Genomic DNA, 17,805 nt, shown 5'->3' on the forward strand with positions numbered 1-17,805 from the left:
GGGAATGTCGGCGCTGTGCGCTCCGAACGCAGGCTGTCCCCCAGTTTTCCCACAGAAGAACCTGGCCTGGGCGCAAAGCGCCTGCCAGGGCAAAGAGACAACCTGCTCCGACAAGGACTTGTATGAAAGATATCCGCAAGACGATGGACGAGGGCGCCATGGCGCCGTTCCAGTGGCTGGCCGTGGCCATCTGCACCCTGCTCATCATGCTGGACGGCTTCGATGTGCTGGTGATGGCCTTCACCGCCTCGGCCGTCGCTGCCGAATGGAAGCTCAACGGGGCGCAGCTGGGCGTGCTGTTCAGCGCCGGTCTGATCGGCATGGCCCTGGGCTCGCTGTTCCTGGCACCCGTGGCCGACCGCCGTGGCCGGCAACCTATCATCGTGCTGTGCCTGGTGCTGGTGTCCGTGGGCATGCTGCTGTCTGCGGCAGCGCGCAGCCATGTCGAGCTGGCAGCCCTGCGCGCCATGACGGGCGTGGGCATTGGCGGCATGCTGGCCAGCGTGGGGGTAATCACCTCTGAGTATTCATCGAACAAATGGCGCAGCACGGCGATTGCGCTGCAGGCCACGGGCTATCCGATTGGCGCCACGCTGGGCGGACTAATGGCCGCCTGGCTGCTGACACACCATGGTTGGCGCTCGGTCTTTGTGTTCGGCGGCCTGGCCACGGCGCTGATGGTGCCCATCGTGCTGTGGCGCCTGCCGGAGTCGGTGGATTTCCTGATGGGCCGTCGCCCGGCGCGTGCGCTGGAAAAGCTCAACCGCTTGATGGCACTCATGGGGCAACCCGCCATGCTGCAGCTGCCCGCGCAAGCCGGCAGTGACGTCCAGCAGGGCAATACCGTGGCCGCCTTGTTCAGGAACGGCCTGGCGCGCCCCACGCTCATGCTCTGGGCCGGCTTCTTCCTGCTGATGTTCAGCGTCTACTTTTCCCTGAGCTGGACGCCCAAGCTGCTGGTGCAGGCCGGCCTGTCGGCACAGCAGGGCGTGACGGGCGGCGTGCTGCTCAACCTGGGCGGCATTGCCGGCGGCAGCCTGTTCGGCCTGCTGGCGGTGAAGGCCAAGCTGCGGCATCTGGCCATGGGCAGCCTGCTGCTGAATGCCTTGTTCACCGCGCTGTTCGGCCTGGCCTCGGCCAGCCTGGGCTGGGCGTTCGCCGCAGCGGTGGGCGTGGGCGTGTTCCTGTTCGCCTCCATGGCCGGGCTGTATGGGTTGGTGCCGGCCACCTATCCGGCCCAGGTGCGCGCCACCGGCATGGGCTGGGCCATAGGCATTGGACGCATAGGCGCCATCGTGGCGCCCACCATGGCTGGCCTGCTGCTGGACGGCGGTTGGCAGCCTGCCTCGCTGTACTACGTCTTTGCCTTGCCGCTGATTGCCGCTGCGCTGGCCGTGTGGGCCACGGGCGCCGGCCGCGCCCTGGCGCCGGGGGGTGGCGCGCTGCGAGCGCCTGGTGCTTGATCCTTGAACCCCTATCCGTGAGCACGCGCCCAAGCGCTCAAGCGCAGGAGAAACACTTCCATGGCATTGGACAAACCCTATCTCGACGTACCGGGAACCACGGTCTTCGACGCCGAGCAATCCCGCAAGGGCTACTGGCTCAACCAGTTCTGCATGTCGCTGATGCAGGCCGAGAACCGCGAGCGCTTTCGGGCTGACGGGCGCGCCTATCTGGGCGAATGGGCCATGACGGCCGAGCAAAGACAGGCCGTGCTGGACCGCGACCTGAACCGCTGCATTGCGCTGGGCGGAAACATCTACTTCCTCGTGAAGATCGGCGCCACCGACGGCGTCAGCGTGCAGAACATGGTCTCGACCATGAGCGGCATGAACGAGGAGGACTACCGCCAGATGATGCTGGGCGGCGGACGCAGCATCAATGGAAACCGCTACCTGCATGAGCAGGCGCAGCAAGCAAAAGGCATCTGATGGCACGCATCACCGCATCCGTCTACACCTCGCATGTGCCCGCCATCGGCGCAGCCATGGACCTGGGCAAGGCGGGCGACCCCTATTGGCAGCCTTTGTTCAAGGGCTTCGAGCACTCGCGCCAATGGCTCAAGGACAACAAGCCCGACGTGATCTTCCTGGTCTACAACGACCACGCGACCGCGTTCAGCCTGGACTTCATCCCGACGTTTGCCATCGGCACAGCCGCTGAATACCAGCCCGCCGACGAAGGCTGGGGCCCGCGCCCCGTGCCCAAGGTCGTCGGCCATCCGGAGCTGGCCAGCCACATCGCGCAGTCGGTGATACAGCAGGACTTCGACCTCACCATCGTCAACAAAATGGACGTGGACCACGGCCTGACCGTGCCGCTGTCGCTGATGTGCGGCCAGCAGGACGCACGCACGGGCGCCTGGCCCTGCCCGGTGATTCCGTTTGCCGTCAACGTGGTGCAGTACCCTGTGCCGTCGGGCCAGCGCTGCTTCAACCTGGGCCGTGCCATCCGCCGCGCCGTGGAAAGCTTCGACGAAGACCTGAACGTGCAGATCTGGGGCACGGGCGGCATGAGCCACCAGCTGCAGGGCGCGCGTGCGGGCCTGATCAACAAGGAGTGGGACAACCGCTTCCTGGACCTGCTGATCGAGAACCCTGCCGGTTTGGCCAAGATGCCGCATATCGACTACGTGCGCGAGGCCGGCTCCGAAGGCATCGAGCTGGTGATGTGGCTGATCGCGCGCGGCGCCATGGCCGATGTGGATGGCCCCGCGCCGCTGCCCAAGGTCAACCACCGCTTCTACCATGTGCCCGCGTCGAACACGGCCGTCGGACACCTCATCCTGGAGAACGCAGCATGAGCCGGCCTTGCGTGGTACTTCTGCCGGGCCTGCTGTGCGACGAGACGGTCTGGCACGAGCAGCAGGCGGCCCTGTCCTTGGCCGGTGCTGCCGAGTGCATTGTTCCGTCCTATGGCGCGGCGGCCACCATCGAAGACATGGCGCGCCTTGTGCTGGACTGCGTGGCGGCCGAGCGGTTTTCGCTGGCGGGCCATTCCATGGGCGGGCGCGTGGCCCTGGCCATTGCCGGCATGGCTCCCCAGCGCGTGGAGCGGCTGGCCTTGCTGGACACCGGCATGGACCCCATCGCCCCGGGCGAGGCCGGCGAGAGCGAACGCGCCAAGCGCATGGCGCTCTTGCAGATCGCCCGGCACAGCGGCATGCGCGAGATGGGCCTGCAATGGGCGCGCGGCATGGTGCATCCCGACCGGCTTGATACGCCACTGTTTGGCGAGGTGCTCGACATGGTGGCGCGCTTCACGCCCGAGATGTTTGCTGCGCAGATCAATGCCTTGCTGAACCGCCCCGATGCGGGCGATGTGCTCCGGCAACTGCGCTGCCCGACCCTGCTGGCCTGCGGTCGCCAGGATGCCTGGAGCCCGCTGTCACGCCATGAGCGCATGCAGGCCCTTTGCCCGGGCGCCGAGCTGGTGGTGATCGAGGACAGCGGCCACATGAGCACCATGGAGCAGCCGCAGCAGGTGTCGCGGGCACTGCTCGAGTGGATGGGGCGCTGAGCAAGCGCTGCGCTCAGGCTAGGCCGGCAGATCGCCCACGGCCCGCCGGCAGGCCTGCATGAACAGCTCCAGGTCCTGCGATGCCGTGCTCAGCGCACGCGTGGCCAGCCCGATGCGCCTGCGTGTGGAAGGCAGGTCCACGGGCACGATGGACAACTGGCCGCCGTGGTCATCCTGCAGGGCCTGTCCGCGCGAGGCCAGGGCCAGCCGGCCCGTCTGCAGCACCAAGGCCAGCGTCATGGTCGGGCTGCTGGCGCGCAGGCTGGCGCGCGGCGGCTCCAGGCCCTGGCTGCGGAACAGCTGGACCATGGCGCGATCGGCCGGCGTGCCGGGCAGGGGCGACACCCAGGGCCATTGCCGCAAGTCCTCCAGAACCAGCTGGCAGCGGTCCAGGCAGGCATGGCCGGCCGGTGCCACCACGACCAGGTCATCGTCGAACAGGTGCAACTGGCGTACCTCATCGGAGGGCATGTCGGCGCGCAGGGCGCCGGCGATGGCGTCGATGTCGGCGCTCAGCAGGTGCTGCACCAGGCTCTCGTAGGTGCCGTCCACGATGCTGACCTCGATGTCCGGGTGGCTGGCGGCCAGGCTGTCGACCGCGCGCGGCAGGAAGATTCCCACCGACAGCGGCAGCACGCCGACCACCACGCGCCCCCGGATCTCGCCGCGCCAGGCGGAAATATCGCTGTCCATGCCGCGTACCTCGGCCAGGGCCAGCTTGACACGGCGCAGCAGCGCTTCGCCGGAAGGCGTCAGCCGCGTGCCGAAGGCCAGCTTGTAGAACAGCTGCATGCCCAGACTGGTTTCCAGCCCCTGCAGCGCCGCATGCACGGCGGGCTGCGTCAGGCCCAGCCACTGCGCGGCCAGGGATTCGCTGCCGCAGTCCGCAATGGCCATGAGGGCGCGCAGCTGGCCCGCAGGCACGGTCTCGGCAAAACGCTCGGGCAGGGGAGGGCGCCTGGCCGCCAGCGTGGCGGCGGCCTGGGCGTCGGCCGCGCCGCTGCCCAGATGTTGGAGCATGGCCTCGATGCGGCCGGCCAGCTGGCTGCCCAGCGGGGTCGGCATCATGCCGCGCGCCCCCCGCATGAACAGCGGCAGGCCACATGCCTCTTCCAGCTGCAGCACCGAGCGCGCCACGGCCGGCTGAGAAAGATGCATAGCCTGGGCGGCCCGCGTGGTGCTGCCGTGGCGCACCACGCCCAGCATGGCGCGCATGGCCCGCAAATGGCCTGCCAACTCGGGAAAACGCGAGGGATTGCTGGTGGCCGGGCCGGTCCAGGGGGCAAGGTAAAGGTTCATGGAAAGGCGCTGAACGGCACGTTGGAAAACCGTTTTTTGATTGTCCCATAAGAAAAACGCATTGATGGCCGGGGCTCCGGCATTGGCCGGATCGATGCCGGCGTGGAATGCTTGGGGCCTGATCAAGACAGCCCATCGCAGGCTGCGAATTCCGGGGAGACAAGAAACATGAACCATGAAATCGACCGGCTGCTGGCCCGCCAGGCCTGCCTGGACCTGGTGCTGCGCGCTGCTGCCTTTGCGGATGCTGGTGATGCCCAGGCCCTGGCGCAGCTGTTTGCCCAAGACGGCCAGCTGCAACGGCCCGGCGGCGAGGTACTGGGCGGGCGCACGGCCATCGCCGCCGCGTACTCCCGGCGTCCTGCGGGCCGCATGACCCGGCATCTAGTCACCAACACGCTGGTGGAACTGCAAGGCCCGGACCGCGCCAGCGCGCGCAGCCAGGTGCTGCTGTGGTCCTGCAACGAGGCCGATGCCATCACGCCGCACGGCCGACCGGCTCAGCCGCGCCAGCTCGTAGGCGAGTTCGATGACGCCTTTGGCCGCAGTCCCGAAGGCCATTGGCTGATCACGCGCCGCGTGGCGCGCTTCGTCATGTACCGGGACCTCCCGGTCACCTGAAGCGCAGGGCGCCCAGCCGCTTTTTCCCATTTCCCCGCGCCCACCACTCTCGCCTTTCCCAAGACGCAGCGTTGCGGCGTGCCGATTCCGCAACGACAACAACAGGAGACAAAAGCATGAAACGCACTCTCAAGAGCATTCCCCAACCCTCAGCCAAGCGCCCACTGCGGGCTTGTCTGGGCCGCCTCGCCCCGCTCGCCATGCTGGCAGCAGCAGGCGGCGCCCAGGCCCAGGCCGGCGCATCCGTGACGCTGTACGGCCATCTGGACACCGGGATCGAGCACCTGACGAATGTGCAAGGCGGCGGATCGCTGACGCGCATGCCCGGCCTCACGGGAACGGCACCGTCGCGCTGGGGGCTGCGCGGCAGCGAGGATCTGGGCGGCGGCCTGAGCGCCGTCTTTGCGCTGGAGTCAGGCTTCGGCCCGGATGCCGGCACCTTCAACCAGGGCGGGCGGGGTTTCGGGCGCCAGGCCTGGGTGGGACTGGCCGGCGGCTGGGGCAGCGTCTCGCTGGGGCGCAACTACACCATGCTGTACTGGGCGCTGTTCGACGCCGACCTGCTGGGTCCCAACGCCTTCGGTCTGAGCAGCCTGGACAGCTACATCCCCAACACGCGCACCGACAACTCCCTGGCCTACCGGGGGCGCTTCGGCGCCTGGAGCCTGGGTGCGGCCTACAGCCTGGGACGCGATGCCGTCAACGCCGGCCCCAGCCCGGCCGGCACCAACTGCGCCGGCGAATCGGCCACGGACAGGCAGGCCTGCCGCCAATGGTCCGCCATGCTGAAGTACGACACCGCGCCCTGGGGCTTTGCGCTGGCCGTGGACGACATGCGCGGCGGCGCCGGCGCATTTGCAGGGCTGACGCGCTCGGACCTGAAGGACCGCCGCATCATGCTCAACGGCTATGCCGCGCTGTCACCCACCATCAAGCTGGGCGCCGGTCTCATGCGCCGCGACAACGACGCGGCCCAGGTGGCCTCGGCCAGCAACGGCGCCACGCCGCGCAGCACCCTGGCATGGGGCGGCCTGTCCTGGTCCCCCAGCGCCGCCGTCGTGGTCGATGGTCAGCTGCAGCAACTGCGCTATGCCCAGGGCGGCGACCGCTCCACCCTGCTGGCCCTGCGCGCCACCTACAGGTTCTCCAAGCGCACGGCGGTCTATGCCCAGGCCGCGCGCATTGACAACGGACAGCGCCTGGCCATCTCGGTCAGCTCGGCCGCAGCCGGCGGCAGCCCGCTGGCGGGCGCATCGCAGACCGGCCTGATGCTGGGCCTGCGCCACTCGTTCTGAAACCGAAGGCCAGGCCGGCCGCGTCCAATGCGACGCCTGGAACGTGTGATCACCAGCGCGAAGAGCCAACGCGCGGGCACTTGAAAGTGCAAGCCACGCTCTAGATCTGTACAGCGCGGCCGATGAACTGAATGGGCCCTGTCGGGCGTCCGCTCGGGGAGCCGCCTTCTGGCTCCAGGGTGAGCTCGAAAAGCTGATTCGGCTGCAGAGGCGGCAACTGGTCTACCGGCACTTCGATGGCTTCGCCCGGTTTGACCAGGCCCAGTGACACCGGCGCTTTCCAGCCGTCGGCCTTGGTCCAGAACTGCAGGGATTTTTCCGCCGGAATGGCATCCTTGCCCAGTGGCAAAAGGCGCAGACGGCCTTCAGACTGGGCCTGGACCACCCACCCGGGGGCCTGATTCTGCGGCGCGGCCAGCACGACGAAGTAGCGCGGTGCAGCCGGCGGTGATGCCTCTCGCACCACCAGCACAGCCGCGAGCAGTGCTGCAGCTGCAAAGCCGCCACCCGCCAAGCCGCGCCAAAGGGCGAGGCTATCCCAGTGCCACCAGGCACCACGCTGTGCGCGGACCGCTGGCCTGGCCGGCTTGACGCTGGCCGCGATGCGCTGCCACAGCGTTGCGGAGGGCTCGATGGGGGGAGCCAGCTGAACCAGCGGCAGGAGCCGTTGCTCCCATGCCTGCACGGCCGTGCGCAACGCAGGCTCGTAGGGCAGACGGGATTCGATGGAGCGGCGCTGGGCTGCATTGAGGGTGCCCAACACGTACTCGCCAGCCTGCATCTGGAGATCGTCCGGGGAGCCGCCATCCGTCGACTCTGAGGGATTGGGGTGGGTGTCGCCGCTCATTGCATGCACTCTCTCAGGGCACGCAGTCCGCGTTGAACCCAGGCCTTGACCGTACCAAGCGGCGCCTGCACACGCGCCGCAATTTCGCTGTGGCTGCAGCCGTCCACGTAGGCGTGCAACAGGCAGGCGCGGCGCTCGGGCTCCAGCCGGTCGAGGCAATCGCCAAGACGACCCAGCGTCGCCTGCCGCTCCCATTCACTGCCGCCTTCCTTCCAGGCCGAAAGTGCGGCCTGGGCGTCATGCGCTTCATGGGCAGTTTCATCCAGCACGGTTTCGCGTGCGCCATCCCGTACACGGTTGAGGGCGGCGTGCCGCACCACGCTGTAGATCCACCCTCGACCACTTCCGCGATTGCCGTCGAAGGTGGATGAGCGGTTCCAGATGGAGACAAACGCATCGTGAAGCACGTCTTCCGCAGCGGCGCGATCGCGGACGATGCGCAGTGCCACGCCGAGGAGAAAGCGCGCCTCGGCCTCATAAATCCGCTGCAAAGCATCGCGTTCGCCGCGTGCACATGCATGCAATGCTGCGTCATGGTCGAAAGCTTCGTTGTTCTGGGAGACAGCGGGCGGCACGAAATGGAGCGAAGGGGGCGTTGCGGGAAATCCTTCGTCCAGTGTATCCGCGCCGCTGCCGGCTCTTACATGGGCTTCCAGAAGATGTAGTCGGCCTGGTACTTCACGGTGGTCTTCTGGCCCTTGTTGGCAGCCATGCAGGGCTTGTCAGCCGGCGCCACTCCGCCCTGGAGCGCCACGCGCTGGATGTAGCTCACACCCTCCAGCGCGCCGCTGCCCATGGCTGGGTTTGCCTTCACCAGCTGGTAAGGCAGATTGCCTGCGCCGGACGGCGCCACAGCCAGCTGGGTGGCGGTGAGTTTGGAGCCGTCGTTGGCCTCCCAGGTTGCAGGGGGACCGTAGTAGCGGCCCACTTGTGTGCCCATGCGGTCCTTCAGCACAGCATCGGGTCCCACAAAGACCCATTCCGTCTGGCCAGGCGCGTTGGCCTTGTCGCGGCACTCGTAGGTGATGTCACCGCTGCCGACGGTTTCCCACGCGACCTTGTTCCCTGCAGGAACCTGGATGGGTGCGGGCAGCGATGCCTGGGAGAAAGTGCTGGCCGGCTTGTGCATCGAGCCACAGGCAGCGAGCAGGGCCGCTGTGGCTACAGCGAAAGAAACGGCGGCGGTGCGGGATGCGGAACGAGAGGTCAACATTGCAATTCTCCAAACAGTTTTGTGAAGGGGACTGAAGCAGCGCCTTTTTTTGGGCTGCTGCTGGTACTACCCGCCATCGCATCGTTTGGATGCACCCCATGCAAAAAATATTTTCGAGAAATGCCAGCGCCAGACTCCATCAGACGTGCAGATTCATGCGGGCATAGACGCCGCGCCCATCGGCGGGCGAGTGGCTGGAGGAGCCGCTGTCATACCAGGCGTAGACGTGCTTGCTCAAGCTGTGGCCCGGACCTTGAACAACAGGCCGCATAAAACTCTGGGCTGGAAGACACCGGCTGAGATGCTGAATGACTACCTAAAATCCGTTCAACAACCCGGTGTTGCGACAACCGGTTGAATACGCCTTGGCTGCCCTGGTCACTATGGCGGCTTGACCGACCTAGTTGGTGATGGACTGCGCGGTGACGTTGAATTCGCGTGAGAGTTCGGCAGGCGTGCGTTCGGCACGTACCAACTCGACCATCTGCTGCCTGAACTGCACCGGATACGGCGGCCTGACTTTGGACATTTGCGGCGCCTTGAACACAACAAAGCCTGCAAACAATCAGTGCCTCCGCTCCCCACCGTGCGATGCTGGCTGTCCCTCTCGCACCGTTGAACATGAGTGCAAGAAACGGGAGGCGCGAGTCATCCATATTCGCGAAACTGCTCCCGTCAAGCAACGAGAGCACTTATGCAGCCACGATTCCCCCGCACATTTCCACCTTTGGCATGGTCCAATTTGGCTGCCCAATCGGCCGAACAATTGAGCCTCGCAGCAGCGCCGCTCGTGGCCGTGCTGGTCCTGGGGGCTGGTACAGCGGAGATCGGTCTACTGACCGCCGTGCAGACTTTGCCGTTTCTCTTGCTTGCGCTGCCGCTGGGTGTCCTGGCAGACCGAATGGTTTTAGGATTTCTCGGTGCAGTTGGCACAGTAGGGTTTGGTGTGGCGGTGCCCGGATTAGTCTCTTCGTTGGTTCCGCGAGCATCGCTGGCGAACACCAACGCCCGCCTGGAACTGGCTCGAAGCGCCGCCTTCGCTGCCGGCCCGGCGGTTGCCGGCGCGCTGGTTTCTTGGGCGGGCGCTTCGGCAGCATTTGTTCTGGCGGCCATGATGTCAGTGTTCGCCATCGGTTTACTGTCGCGCGTAACGCCCCCCCCTGCGGTAGCGCCGGTATCGCGCAGGCACCCGCTACGCGAGGTCGCCGAGGGCGCAGCCTTCGTCTGGCGCAACACGATACTGCGCCCGATCATAGTGACCGGGGTGATCTTCAATCTCTCGTGGTTCATCCTCCAAGCTGCGTATGTGCCCTATGCCATTCGCACGTTGGGGCTGAATGCTGTCGCCGTGGGAACCACAATGGCTCTGTACGGTGTGGGAATGATAGTGGGTGCGTTGACAACGATCCAGATTGTGAATCGGCTGCCGTTGGGACGAGCGATCCAGGTTGGGCCAGTCGCCGGCGTGCTGGCTGCCGCAAGCCTGGCTGCAACGCTAGTCGCGCCCAGCATTTTCCTGGCGGGCATGTGTTTCTTCCTGCTGGGGGCCTGACCGATCGTGTGGACGATCACTACGACCACGCTGCGCCAGAGCATGACGCCGGATGCCATGCTCGGGCGCGTGTCTGCTGTGTTCCTGACCGTCAATGCCGGAGCGCGCCCGGTGGGCGCCGCACTGGGCGGGTTGATCGGGGCACGTTGGAGTGAGGGGGCGTGCCTGCTGGCCGCCTTGGTAGGCTTCGCTTTGCAGGCGACAGTCGTACTTGGGTCCGCAGTTTCATCGTTACGACGACTGCCCGAGCTTAGTCCAATTGAAACGAAGCAAGCCGAGCGCCCCGTGCCATAACCACTCGACAGCATCACAACACGGAAATACAGGTCGTACTCGACTGGCTGTCACGCAACAGTCAAGACGAAACGCGCTTCAAAGGGACGGCGTCCAGACTGAAATCACATACCTGCCAAATCGAAATAATGAAAGGAATGGATCATGCAAATTTTTGAGCATGTAGTGGTAGAGCTGCCTGCAGACGGCGATCCTGATGCCACTATTTATCAGATCGCGTCGATCACAGAAGGAAAGTTGATAGCTGTTCAAAGTGACTTAGCGTGTCAACCAAGAGGCCTCCGAAGCGCGGCGGTCAAGGCTGGCATCAAATATCCCGATACCTACGATACCTGCTTGGTGGCGATGGACAAGCCGGGAGTCGGCGCAGGTATCTTCACTAAGAATCGCAGCGCGAGCCCTGCTGTACACATCGACCGCACACACTTGGCCGATGGACAGGCGCAGGCATTGATTGTGCTTAGTAAGAACGCCAACGCCTTCACGCCTACTGATCGGGCGGATGCAATGCGCATTTGTGACATCGTCGCAGGCGGTGTGGGCGCTACGACGCAAGATGTGCTCATCTCCTGCACCGGAGTGATCGGCGTTCAGCTACCCATGCCAGTTGTAGAAGCGGGAGTGGAAAAGGCCGTGGCCTCACTCCAACCTGGTTTGATACCGGAAACAGCGCAAGCTATCCTAACCACCGATAAACGGCCTAAGGTTTGCTCTCTATGCTTCAGTGGCGTGAATGTCGCAGCCATGGCGAAGGGTGCCGGCATGACTGAGCCGAATATGGCGACTATGCTGGTCTACTTTTTCACGGACCTTGCCATAGACGCGGACTTGCTGCGGGAGATGCTCGTGCGCGTGGGTGACCGCACCTTTAACAGCATCAGCGTAGATACAGACACCAGCACTAGCGACTCACTGATTGTGCTGTCTACAGCACTAGTGCCAGCGACGCCAGACCTGCTGCGCGACTTTGAAGCCGCCCTCGGCGCCATGATGCTCAAACTAAGTCGCGACATTGTCTATCAAGCCGAAGGCGCCACCAAAGTGATCGAGGCACAGGTGACGGGCGCATTGTCGGTCGAGAACGCTCGCCAAGTCGCCAAATTGATCGTCAACTCACCGCTGGTGAAGACCGCAGTGTTTGGGAGTGATCCGAACTGGGGACGCGTCGCCATGGCACTGGGAAAGCCTGGTCAGCAGCAAACCGGGCCCATAGATACCCGCTGCGTCGTGATTCGCATGAATGGGGCCACGCTGTTCTCGCGTGGTGAGGCTGTGCCACTGCGACTGCAGGAGTTGTCTGCAAACTTGCACGCAAGCAAGAAGATCGACATTGCTGTGGATCTCGGCGAAGGGAGCGAAAACTGGACGGCGTGGGGTTGCGATTTGAGTTACGACTACGTGAAGACCAACGCTGAATACACCAGCTAGAACCGCCTCTCCAGACAGCAAGGCCGCATTGCCAGGGTTGAGGCACGGATTCTTTGTGGGCTTTGTCAAGCTGCGCATACGCGTTGAAAGACGTCTGAAAGGAATATGGCGTCATCGACCTGAACCCGGCCACCGGGCAGGCAATCTGGCATGTGACAGTGCAGGGGGTGGGGTCCGAAGCTGCGGCAGATCGAGGAGGTTATGAGTACGATCTGACCATGCTGCGATTTCCGTTGGACAAGGTGTTTTCGCACGAGAGCAAGTATCCGGCACCCATGCAAGGCAGATTGGTCCTGCGGCAAAAACGCAAGGAGGAGGCCGGGGAGGGCGGGGCCTCACCGCAGGCCGTGCAGCTGCAGATTCCCGCGGCAGGTTCTGGTGGCAAGGAGGATGTGGCAGGCCATGCGCCCGAAGCTGCAGCAATATCAGCCAGTGCTCGCGCGCCTGCAGCCGCAGTTGCTCCCAAGGCGCCCAGCAAGCTGAAATTGAAGCTTGCGGCAGTCATGGGTGAAGCGGCATTCAGGGCACCACCTGCTGCGGCAAAGCGGCCTGCGGCGAAATCCGAACGCGGAACCGGCGATGCGACCAAAGAAAGCCCCACGGCCGCCGCAGCCGGCGCGGGCCAGGGAGGAGGGCGGTGCGATGCACGAGCAATCATCGGGAGCTGCCGCAGGCCTGGACGAGGCCTCGGCTTCGCCAGAGCCTCCAGCACCGCCTACCGCCCAGATCCTTTCATCCGAAACTGCCGCAATACACACTGAGGCGGCCATGACACGCACGCCTGTTTCCGCGGCAACGAAGCGCCATATGAGCGTAGCTGCGGAGTTTCGGAGCCTGAGCGACGAGCTCGACGACTTGCCCCCGGTCGTGGCGCATTCCAGGACGGAGCCGCAGGCTTCACTCGTGAGATCAAGTTCAACGAAACGGGGGCAGCCGTGCAACCAGACCAACATCGTCGTGTTCGTGATGTACTCGTGCGGCGATGTCAAAGGCCGTCTGTCGTGCGTGGTTCTGGTGGAGCCTGGTCTGGAGTGGTTAGCGCAATCCTCATCAGGTGTTCTGAAAGCGTAGCGCTGGAGTCAACGAAGAAACTTCTGAACATAACGTCCGCATAGTTGGTGAATGCTACCGATGTGAGTCTCTTTAAAGCTCACTTTTTTTAGCGATCAACTGATAGATACGATGTATATTATGTTTAATCGTATACACTCCTAGATCGAGAGCGCTTTTCCAAGGACCAGCAAACATCTAGCCGCATACCCTGCGGCTTTTTAACGATGTTCAGATCACCACGACCTGCTGGCCTGCCCCATCTGCATAGCCTGCTGGATAACATCCAGGCCAGCGAAAAAGAAATAGCCAAGCTCATCGACGTGTCTGTGCCGACGCTGCGCAGGTACAGAGCCCAGGGGCAAGCACCACGTTCAGTGATGCTTGCCCTTTTTTGGGAGTCAACATGGGGCCTGCGGACTGCTGACGTGACCGCCGCGAATCATGCCGCACAGTACTTTGCACTGGCGCAAAGCCTTAAGCGTGAAAATGATCGACTTGTCAAGCAATTGTTGAGAATGGGGCAGGAGCTTTCCAACTCGCAAACCGGTGCTGCCAACAGCCCCATTTTCAAAATCCGCTGAATCAGTCCCTGTACTGCAGCTCGAATCGCTTCTTTGCCGCCATGTATGCATTCACACATGGCATGGTTGCAGAGTCCACCTTGCAGGCCTCTGGAGGCTGGTAGAAGCGCTCCCAAGCAGCATTCTTGCGCTCTTGTCGAAGGCGCTCCTGCCTAGCCTGCTCAAGTGCTTGCCGCCTCTGCTCATCCTGCGCCTCTCGATCGCTCTGCCTTTGCTGCTCGGCAAGCTCCAGTGATCGCTTCATTTGTGCGGTCGCTCGCTGGGTCTGCGCCTGAACTTCTTTCAGGGCCTCATTCATGCGCCAGGCCAAGATTTGCTCGTATGCAAGGGCCGCCAATAGCCCGCCAATAAAAACGCCCAGCGCAATCTTGACCACATCAACGAAAAACGAGTTTTCATTGCTTTCGTTCATATACCTGGCCATACCGCCCTCCTCTTCTACCAACGAGTGTAGCCAGCAGCCCGTGGAACCTGAAAGGGCTCGCGTAACTCTGTGATTTACAGATGAATGCTTTGCATTCCTCCGCAAATCCCAGAGCAACGCTGCAAGCAGCAGGAGCGCTTCGCGCAACAGCCGTTGTCTTTTAGGGCGGCGGTTTGCGGCCCGCTGAGTCCAGGCGCTGCGCTTCGCGGACCTGAGCCGGCGCGACCGTGGAGGCAACGATGCGGCAGTGTTCGACCTGGTCGAAATCAGGAAGCTCGCGCAGGCGCGCTGGGGAGATCGTGAGCACATCGCCGGGTACGTCGCGCGGGACAAGGTGAACATCAGGGGCTTCGCCCCCGATACCCCCGTGCTATCCGTGCAGAGATAGTGCCCAGCTTCCGCGCTGCGGTTTCACAGTGAAGACTGTTCCAGTCTCCCCTGCGAAATCCTCTCGCTCCCGCAAAACCCTGTGATCCCGCCTCTCGGCAAAATATCCGTGCCCTGCTGCGCCCTGCGGTTTCAACGTGAAAAACTACGTTTTCCCCGTCGAAATCCTCGTTCAGCGACGGCCGACGATGGATCGAGCGACATCGAGCGCATAGCGCAATCCGTGCTGCGGCAGCGGCGCCGGGAACACAGGATCGGGTACGAGCTCGACCGGGCGCGGCTCGAAACGCGACAGATCTCCGCCCGCCAGTCGCTCAGCGCCGGTATCAGTGAGCTGGGCACACAGGCCGGGCGGTACAGCCACATGCTCACCCACTTGATCGAAGCAGCTACACAGCTTAGGCGAACTGATGCAGCCCACGGCCTGCGCGCCTGGCACCCGGAGCTCAGCAGCAGGGGCGCCCGGGACCACGGGCAGTGGGATTACCTCAGAGACGACTGGAGGCACAGCTACGGGAGGTGTCAACGACACCGGAGGCAGGCCCTGCGCGCGCACCAGACAGGCGCCGGACAGTAGGACGAAGCAGAGGGCATGTGCACGGATCATTGCCCGCTCCCATCGTCGTAGAGCTTGCCCGCGGCCCACAGGCACACAGCGACACACAGCAGCCAGAACCAGATCATGAGACCCCCTTGAGATAGCGGCGCGCGAGTGCCCATGCCTCATCCGGCGGCAGTTGAGAACAGAGGGCAATCGCAGGTAGTTGAGGCTTGCGCAAAGGCGCCGACTTGAGCTCAGGCGGGGACATGCGCAGCAGGCGCGCGAGCCAGGACCTGCGCTGGACTGGCTGATCGTGACGGCCCTTGACGTGCCAGGGGCTTAAGTAGCTGTAAGGGCCTGCATAGAGCTCAGCCGCAAAGCGGGCGTCTTTCGGATCGCGAGCCCAATCCCTGAACACCTGCAGCGTGTCGTAGCCGTCATGCAGGTCTTTGCCCTGAAACCACTCACGATCAATCGTGACGCCCGGAACGTCTGTCATGGACGTGTTTGCGATGTGGAACTTAGGCAGTCGGCCACGCTTGCCGAGAAAGGTCCCCACGATAGGGATTTTGATCTTGTCGGCGCGGATGCAGCGCACCTGATATTCGGCGAGACCCATGCGGACCTGCTTATCGATCATGTCCAAGTGTTGGACGATGAGGTAGACGTCCCAGCCGTGTTTTCGCGCGTGAATCAGCCAGTCCAACAGCTTGGCACGTTCAGGGTCCGCGAAGCTGCGCGCGTTGAGCCAGGAGCCGAGCTCGTCGAGCACAAGCACGCCGTTGAGCTCTTCATCGTGCCGGTGATCCGGGTTGCCGGGGCCGATATCGGCAAGGTCCTGAGCCGTAGGCTTGTCCGGCACGCGCGTGGCCGTGGTCCTGCTGCCAGCTGGCAGCAAATGCTCGAGGAAGAGATCGAAGTTTGTAGCAACACGACGCCCCTGTAGCATGGCCTCGCGCATTTTCAGCGCACAAAATTTCCCCTTCCCTGTGCCGAGCTTGCCCTGGACAACATAGACAGCCATGGCATCCCGCCTTTGCGAAGAGATGCAGCAAATCGCGCTGCCACGTGTAGACAGTGCACGCGGTCCAGATCGTGATGTACGTGGACAGGCAGCCCGGGGCAATGGGCGGGATGGCCATCTGCAGGCACATCATGAAGAGCTCAGGGGGACCCTCCCCCATTGCCGCCGTAAGCGACGACAGCGAAGCACGCATCGCAACAAAAAGCGCTGCTGTCAGGCCAGTCATCAGAGTGACCATCGCGATGCCAAAGGCAATCTTGCGAGAGACGTAAGTGACGAGCGCGGCGACAAGACCTGCGAACAAATTGACGAGCAGACCACCAAGCAATGGCATATCAATCCCCCTTTGTCGTCACGCGAAACACCATGCCCAGGACGGCGATGAATGTGCCCACGGCCCACAAAAAGTTAAGGACCAAATTTGTGTAGGGCACGATGTGGCAGATGTCGATGCGCATCTCCACACCAGTACCTATAGGCAGAGTGCCAAGGCTGATCGGGCGGCATTGCCCGTGCTGAAACCATGACCAGCTGGTGCCCCAGCTCGTGTCCTTATCACCCGTGCCGGTGATCTTGTCTGTGCCCGTTTTGCGCTGAGCATCGAGGCCGTCAAGCTTGCCGTTGAGCTCACCGTAAGCGGACTTGCCGTCGGGGGTGCCGGTCTCGTCGATGGCGCATTTGGGCTGCCCAGGCAGGCCGCAACCCTTTTTGTCTTTGTCGCCCTCGCCCTCGCCTTCTCCACCCGTGCCGCCACCACCGCCGACAGCACCTACAGGCCCGCCACCGTTGCCTCCATCGCCCGTCGACGGGGTGCGGCCAGAGCCGCCGTTGCCCGAGCCGTCGCCGCTGCCGGGTTTCTGACCGGCTTTGGGGTTGCCCTTTTCCTCGCCCTTGCCCGTCTTGTCTTTCACGCCGGGCTTTTCGGCGGGCGGGATGGGCTTGTCTGCGTTGCCCACACAGACCGTCTTGCCGTTGACCTCACCAACGTAGCCAGGACATTGCATGTTGGGCGTCTTGGGGTCAAACGGGGCATCTTCGGGGCCCGCCGTGCATGGGATGTTGCCCCCCACCATCGTGTAGTCGGACGAGATGCGGTAGAGGCCCTGCGTTGTCGGAGTCTGAGAGCGGTACGCATCGCCCGTCTGATTCTCCGCAAAGCTAGCGCGGCAGCCGTTGACGCAAGCCGCCTTCTGTGTGTCGGGGAATTTGAGGGCGCCGATGTAGTCGTCCTTATCGACCTCGGAGCCGCGCGCCCAGCCGAGCGTGTAATTGGCCGTAGTGAGCTTGCCGTCATTGGCCTCGCACTGGTCTGTGCTGCCACTGCCCGGATCCGTGCCTGCGTAGTTGCAAACATCTGCGCCCAGGGTCACAGCGCCAAATGCGATGGGCCCCGGAGTGCGATTCGGACGCTGACGATTGGGGATGTCTTCGCAGACGGAATTGACGCTTGCCGGAAAAGCCGAACCGATTTCAGTGAGGCAGACAGTCGTGTTGACAACGCGATCAGCAGTAACGCGCGGCTCGACGCCTGCGGGCCTGGTATAGCTGGGGTCGTACGCCAGGCACGCAGCTTGCGCAGTCGGGTACGGACTGCCATTGAAGTAGTAGGTAGCGGGCCGGCCAAAGTCGGCATGCGCAGAAAAAACAGGCACCGCAAGCAAGATGCCCGCGAGTGCCCGCAGCAGATGCGACCGCGCGACAAGCCACAGAGCGAGACGCGCGGCCAT

General features: G+C 63.7%; 16 protein-coding genes and 2 pseudogenes. 9 read left to right on the forward strand and 9 right to left on the reverse strand.

All coding sequences use genetic code 11. From position 1 onward, the window contains the following. The first annotated feature begins 122 nt into the window (after nucleotides 1-122). The 4 genes from IAE24_RS16915 to IAE24_RS16930 are packed head-to-tail and all read left to right on the forward strand — an operon-like array spanning nucleotide 123 to nucleotide 3,519. Nucleotides 123-1,463, forward strand: coding sequence for an MFS transporter (locus tag IAE24_RS16915; RefSeq protein ID WP_199960649.1), 1,341 nt, complete (start codon nucleotides 123-125; stop codon nucleotides 1,461-1,463). A 60-nt stretch (nucleotides 1,464-1,523) separates the two neighbouring features. Further along, complete coding sequence (gene ligA, locus IAE24_RS16920) at nucleotides 1,524-1,931, forward strand: protocatechuate 4,5-dioxygenase subunit alpha (protein ID WP_199960648.1); 408 nt, start codon at nucleotides 1,524-1,526, stop codon at nucleotides 1,929-1,931. Then, a complete protein-coding gene (locus IAE24_RS16925; protein ID WP_096916341.1) occupies nucleotides 1,931-2,803 on the forward strand; it encodes a class III extradiol dioxygenase subunit beta in 873 nt (290 codons plus the stop codon). The genes ligA and IAE24_RS16925 overlap by 1 nt, the downstream gene beginning before the upstream one ends. Next, nucleotides 2,800-3,519, forward strand: a complete 720-nt coding sequence (locus IAE24_RS16930) for an alpha/beta fold hydrolase (RefSeq protein ID WP_199960647.1) — start codon at nucleotides 2,800-2,802, stop codon at nucleotides 3,517-3,519. Before IAE24_RS16925 ends, IAE24_RS16930 begins: the two co-directional genes overlap by 4 nt. 18 nt (nucleotides 3,520-3,537) lie before the next feature. On the opposite strand, the gene IAE24_RS16935 is transcribed toward IAE24_RS16930, so the two are convergent. Beyond that, complete coding sequence (locus tag IAE24_RS16935) at nucleotides 3,538-4,818, reverse strand: LysR family transcriptional regulator (RefSeq protein ID WP_199960646.1); 1,281 nt, start codon at nucleotides 4,816-4,818, stop codon at nucleotides 3,538-3,540. A gap of 168 nt (nucleotides 4,819-4,986) precedes the next feature. Between IAE24_RS16935 and IAE24_RS16940 the strand changes: the two genes are divergently transcribed. Beyond that, on the forward strand, nucleotides 4,987-5,439 hold the full coding sequence (locus tag IAE24_RS16940; protein WP_199960645.1) for a nuclear transport factor 2 family protein: 453 nt from the start codon (nucleotides 4,987-4,989) through the stop codon (nucleotides 5,437-5,439). 116 nt (nucleotides 5,440-5,555) lie between these two features. After that, nucleotides 5,556-6,734, forward strand: coding sequence for a porin (locus tag IAE24_RS16945; protein ID WP_199960644.1), 1,179 nt, complete (start codon nucleotides 5,556-5,558; stop codon nucleotides 6,732-6,734). 100 nt (nucleotides 6,735-6,834) lie between these two features. Here IAE24_RS16945 and IAE24_RS16950 read toward each other — a convergent pair whose 3' ends face one another. From IAE24_RS16950 to IAE24_RS16965, 4 genes and pseudogenes are all read right to left on the reverse strand, one after another. Continuing rightward, the gene (locus IAE24_RS16950; RefSeq protein ID WP_192366869.1) at nucleotides 6,835-7,581 is read right to left on the reverse strand and encodes an anti-sigma factor; all 747 of its coding nucleotides are present in this window, start codon (nucleotides 7,579-7,581) and stop codon (nucleotides 6,835-6,837) included. Beyond that, nucleotides 7,578-8,156 carry a sigma-70 family RNA polymerase sigma factor gene (locus IAE24_RS16955; protein ID WP_088164730.1) on the reverse strand — a complete coding sequence of 193 codons (579 nt, stop codon included), beginning with the start codon at nucleotides 8,154-8,156 and terminating at the stop codon, nucleotides 7,578-7,580. Before IAE24_RS16955 ends, IAE24_RS16950 begins: the two co-directional genes overlap by 4 nt. A 65-nt stretch (nucleotides 8,157-8,221) precedes the next feature. Then, nucleotides 8,222-8,794 carry a DUF3455 domain-containing protein gene (locus tag IAE24_RS16960; RefSeq protein ID WP_199960643.1) on the reverse strand — a complete coding sequence of 191 codons (573 nt, stop codon included), beginning with the start codon at nucleotides 8,792-8,794 and terminating at the stop codon, nucleotides 8,222-8,224. Nucleotides 8,795-9,197: 403 nt separating this feature from the next. Then, a pseudogene (locus tag IAE24_RS16965) lies at nucleotides 9,198-9,323 on the reverse strand (IS3-like element ISAav4 family transposase); the annotation flags it as partial. 165 nt (nucleotides 9,324-9,488) lie between these two features. On the opposite strand from IAE24_RS16965, the gene IAE24_RS16970 reads away from it, so the two are divergent. From IAE24_RS16970 to IAE24_RS16980, 3 genes are all read left to right on the forward strand, one after another. After that, nucleotides 9,489-10,346, forward strand: a complete 858-nt coding sequence (locus IAE24_RS16970; protein ID WP_325100543.1) for an MFS transporter — start codon at nucleotides 9,489-9,491, stop codon at nucleotides 10,344-10,346. 438 nt (nucleotides 10,347-10,784) lie between these two features. Then, nucleotides 10,785-12,068 carry a bifunctional glutamate N-acetyltransferase/amino-acid acetyltransferase ArgJ gene (gene argJ, locus IAE24_RS16975; protein ID WP_199960642.1) on the forward strand — a complete coding sequence of 428 codons (1,284 nt, stop codon included), beginning with the start codon at nucleotides 10,785-10,787 and terminating at the stop codon, nucleotides 12,066-12,068. 1,277 nt (nucleotides 12,069-13,345) lie between these two features. Next, nucleotides 13,346-13,702, forward strand: coding sequence for a hypothetical protein (locus tag IAE24_RS16980; RefSeq protein WP_199960641.1), 357 nt, complete (start codon nucleotides 13,346-13,348; stop codon nucleotides 13,700-13,702). Nucleotide 13,703: 1 nt separating this feature from the next. Here IAE24_RS16980 and IAE24_RS16985 read toward each other — a convergent pair whose 3' ends face one another. From IAE24_RS16985 to IAE24_RS16995, 4 genes and pseudogenes are all read right to left on the reverse strand, one after another. After that, nucleotides 13,704-14,114 (reverse strand): hypothetical protein, encoded by a 411-nt coding sequence (locus tag IAE24_RS16985; protein WP_199960640.1) that lies wholly within the window; start codon nucleotides 14,112-14,114, stop codon nucleotides 13,704-13,706. Between the two features lie 1,079 nt (nucleotides 14,115-15,193). Further along, a complete protein-coding gene (locus IAE24_RS16990) occupies nucleotides 15,194-16,078 on the reverse strand; it encodes a zonular occludens toxin domain-containing protein (protein ID WP_199960639.1) in 885 nt (294 codons plus the stop codon). Nucleotides 16,079-16,115: 37 nt separating this feature from the next. Continuing rightward, nucleotides 16,116-16,412 (reverse strand): annotated as a pseudogene (locus IAE24_RS30720) (DUF5455 family protein); the annotation flags it as partial. 1 nt (nucleotide 16,413) lies between these two features. Further along, nucleotides 16,414-17,805: a hypothetical protein gene (locus tag IAE24_RS16995; RefSeq protein ID WP_199960688.1), complete on the reverse strand. Its 1,392-nt coding sequence runs from the start codon at nucleotides 17,803-17,805 to the stop codon at nucleotides 16,414-16,416.

Origin of the sequence: Delftia sp. S65 (assembly GCF_016516495.1) — a bacterium.
In the GTDB taxonomy this organism is placed as follows: domain Bacteria; phylum Pseudomonadota; class Gammaproteobacteria; order Burkholderiales; family Burkholderiaceae_C; genus Comamonas; species Comamonas acidovorans.

Bases quoted from the DNA above. Each gene is read 5' to 3' on its own strand.
- IAE24_RS16950 (WP_192366869.1), bottom strand. From the start codon at position 7,581: ATGAGCGGCGACACCCACCCCAATCCCTCAGAGTCGACGGATGGCGGC.
- IAE24_RS16980 (WP_199960641.1), top strand. From the start codon at position 13,346: ATGTTCAGATCACCACGACCTGCTGGCCTGCCCCATCTGCATAGCCTG.
- IAE24_RS16990 (WP_199960639.1), bottom strand. From the start codon at position 16,078: ATGGCTGTCTATGTTGTCCAGGGCAAGCTCGGCACAGGGAAGGGGAAA.
- IAE24_RS16945 (WP_199960644.1), top strand. From the start codon at position 5,556: ATGAAACGCACTCTCAAGAGCATTCCCCAACCCTCAGCCAAGCGCCCA.
- IAE24_RS16960 (WP_199960643.1), bottom strand. From the start codon at position 8,794: ATGTTGACCTCTCGTTCCGCATCCCGCACCGCCGCCGTTTCTTTCGCT.
- IAE24_RS16995 (WP_199960688.1), bottom strand. From the start codon at position 17,805: ATGGCCGCGCGTCTCGCTCTGTGGCTTGTCGCGCGGTCGCATCTGCTG.
- IAE24_RS16970 (WP_325100543.1), top strand. From the start codon at position 9,489: ATGCAGCCACGATTCCCCCGCACATTTCCACCTTTGGCATGGTCCAAT.
- argJ (WP_199960642.1), top strand. From the start codon at position 10,785: ATGCAAATTTTTGAGCATGTAGTGGTAGAGCTGCCTGCAGACGGCGAT.
- IAE24_RS16930 (WP_199960647.1), top strand. From the start codon at position 2,800: ATGAGCCGGCCTTGCGTGGTACTTCTGCCGGGCCTGCTGTGCGACGAG.
- IAE24_RS16935 (WP_199960646.1), bottom strand. From the start codon at position 4,818: ATGAACCTTTACCTTGCCCCCTGGACCGGCCCGGCCACCAGCAATCCC.
- ligA (WP_199960648.1), top strand. From the start codon at position 1,524: ATGGCATTGGACAAACCCTATCTCGACGTACCGGGAACCACGGTCTTC.
- IAE24_RS16915 (WP_199960649.1), top strand. From the start codon at position 123: ATGAAAGATATCCGCAAGACGATGGACGAGGGCGCCATGGCGCCGTTC.
- IAE24_RS16940 (WP_199960645.1), top strand. From the start codon at position 4,987: ATGAACCATGAAATCGACCGGCTGCTGGCCCGCCAGGCCTGCCTGGAC.
- IAE24_RS16985 (WP_199960640.1), bottom strand. From the start codon at position 14,114: ATGAACGAAAGCAATGAAAACTCGTTTTTCGTTGATGTGGTCAAGATT.
- IAE24_RS16925 (WP_096916341.1), top strand. From the start codon at position 1,931: ATGGCACGCATCACCGCATCCGTCTACACCTCGCATGTGCCCGCCATC.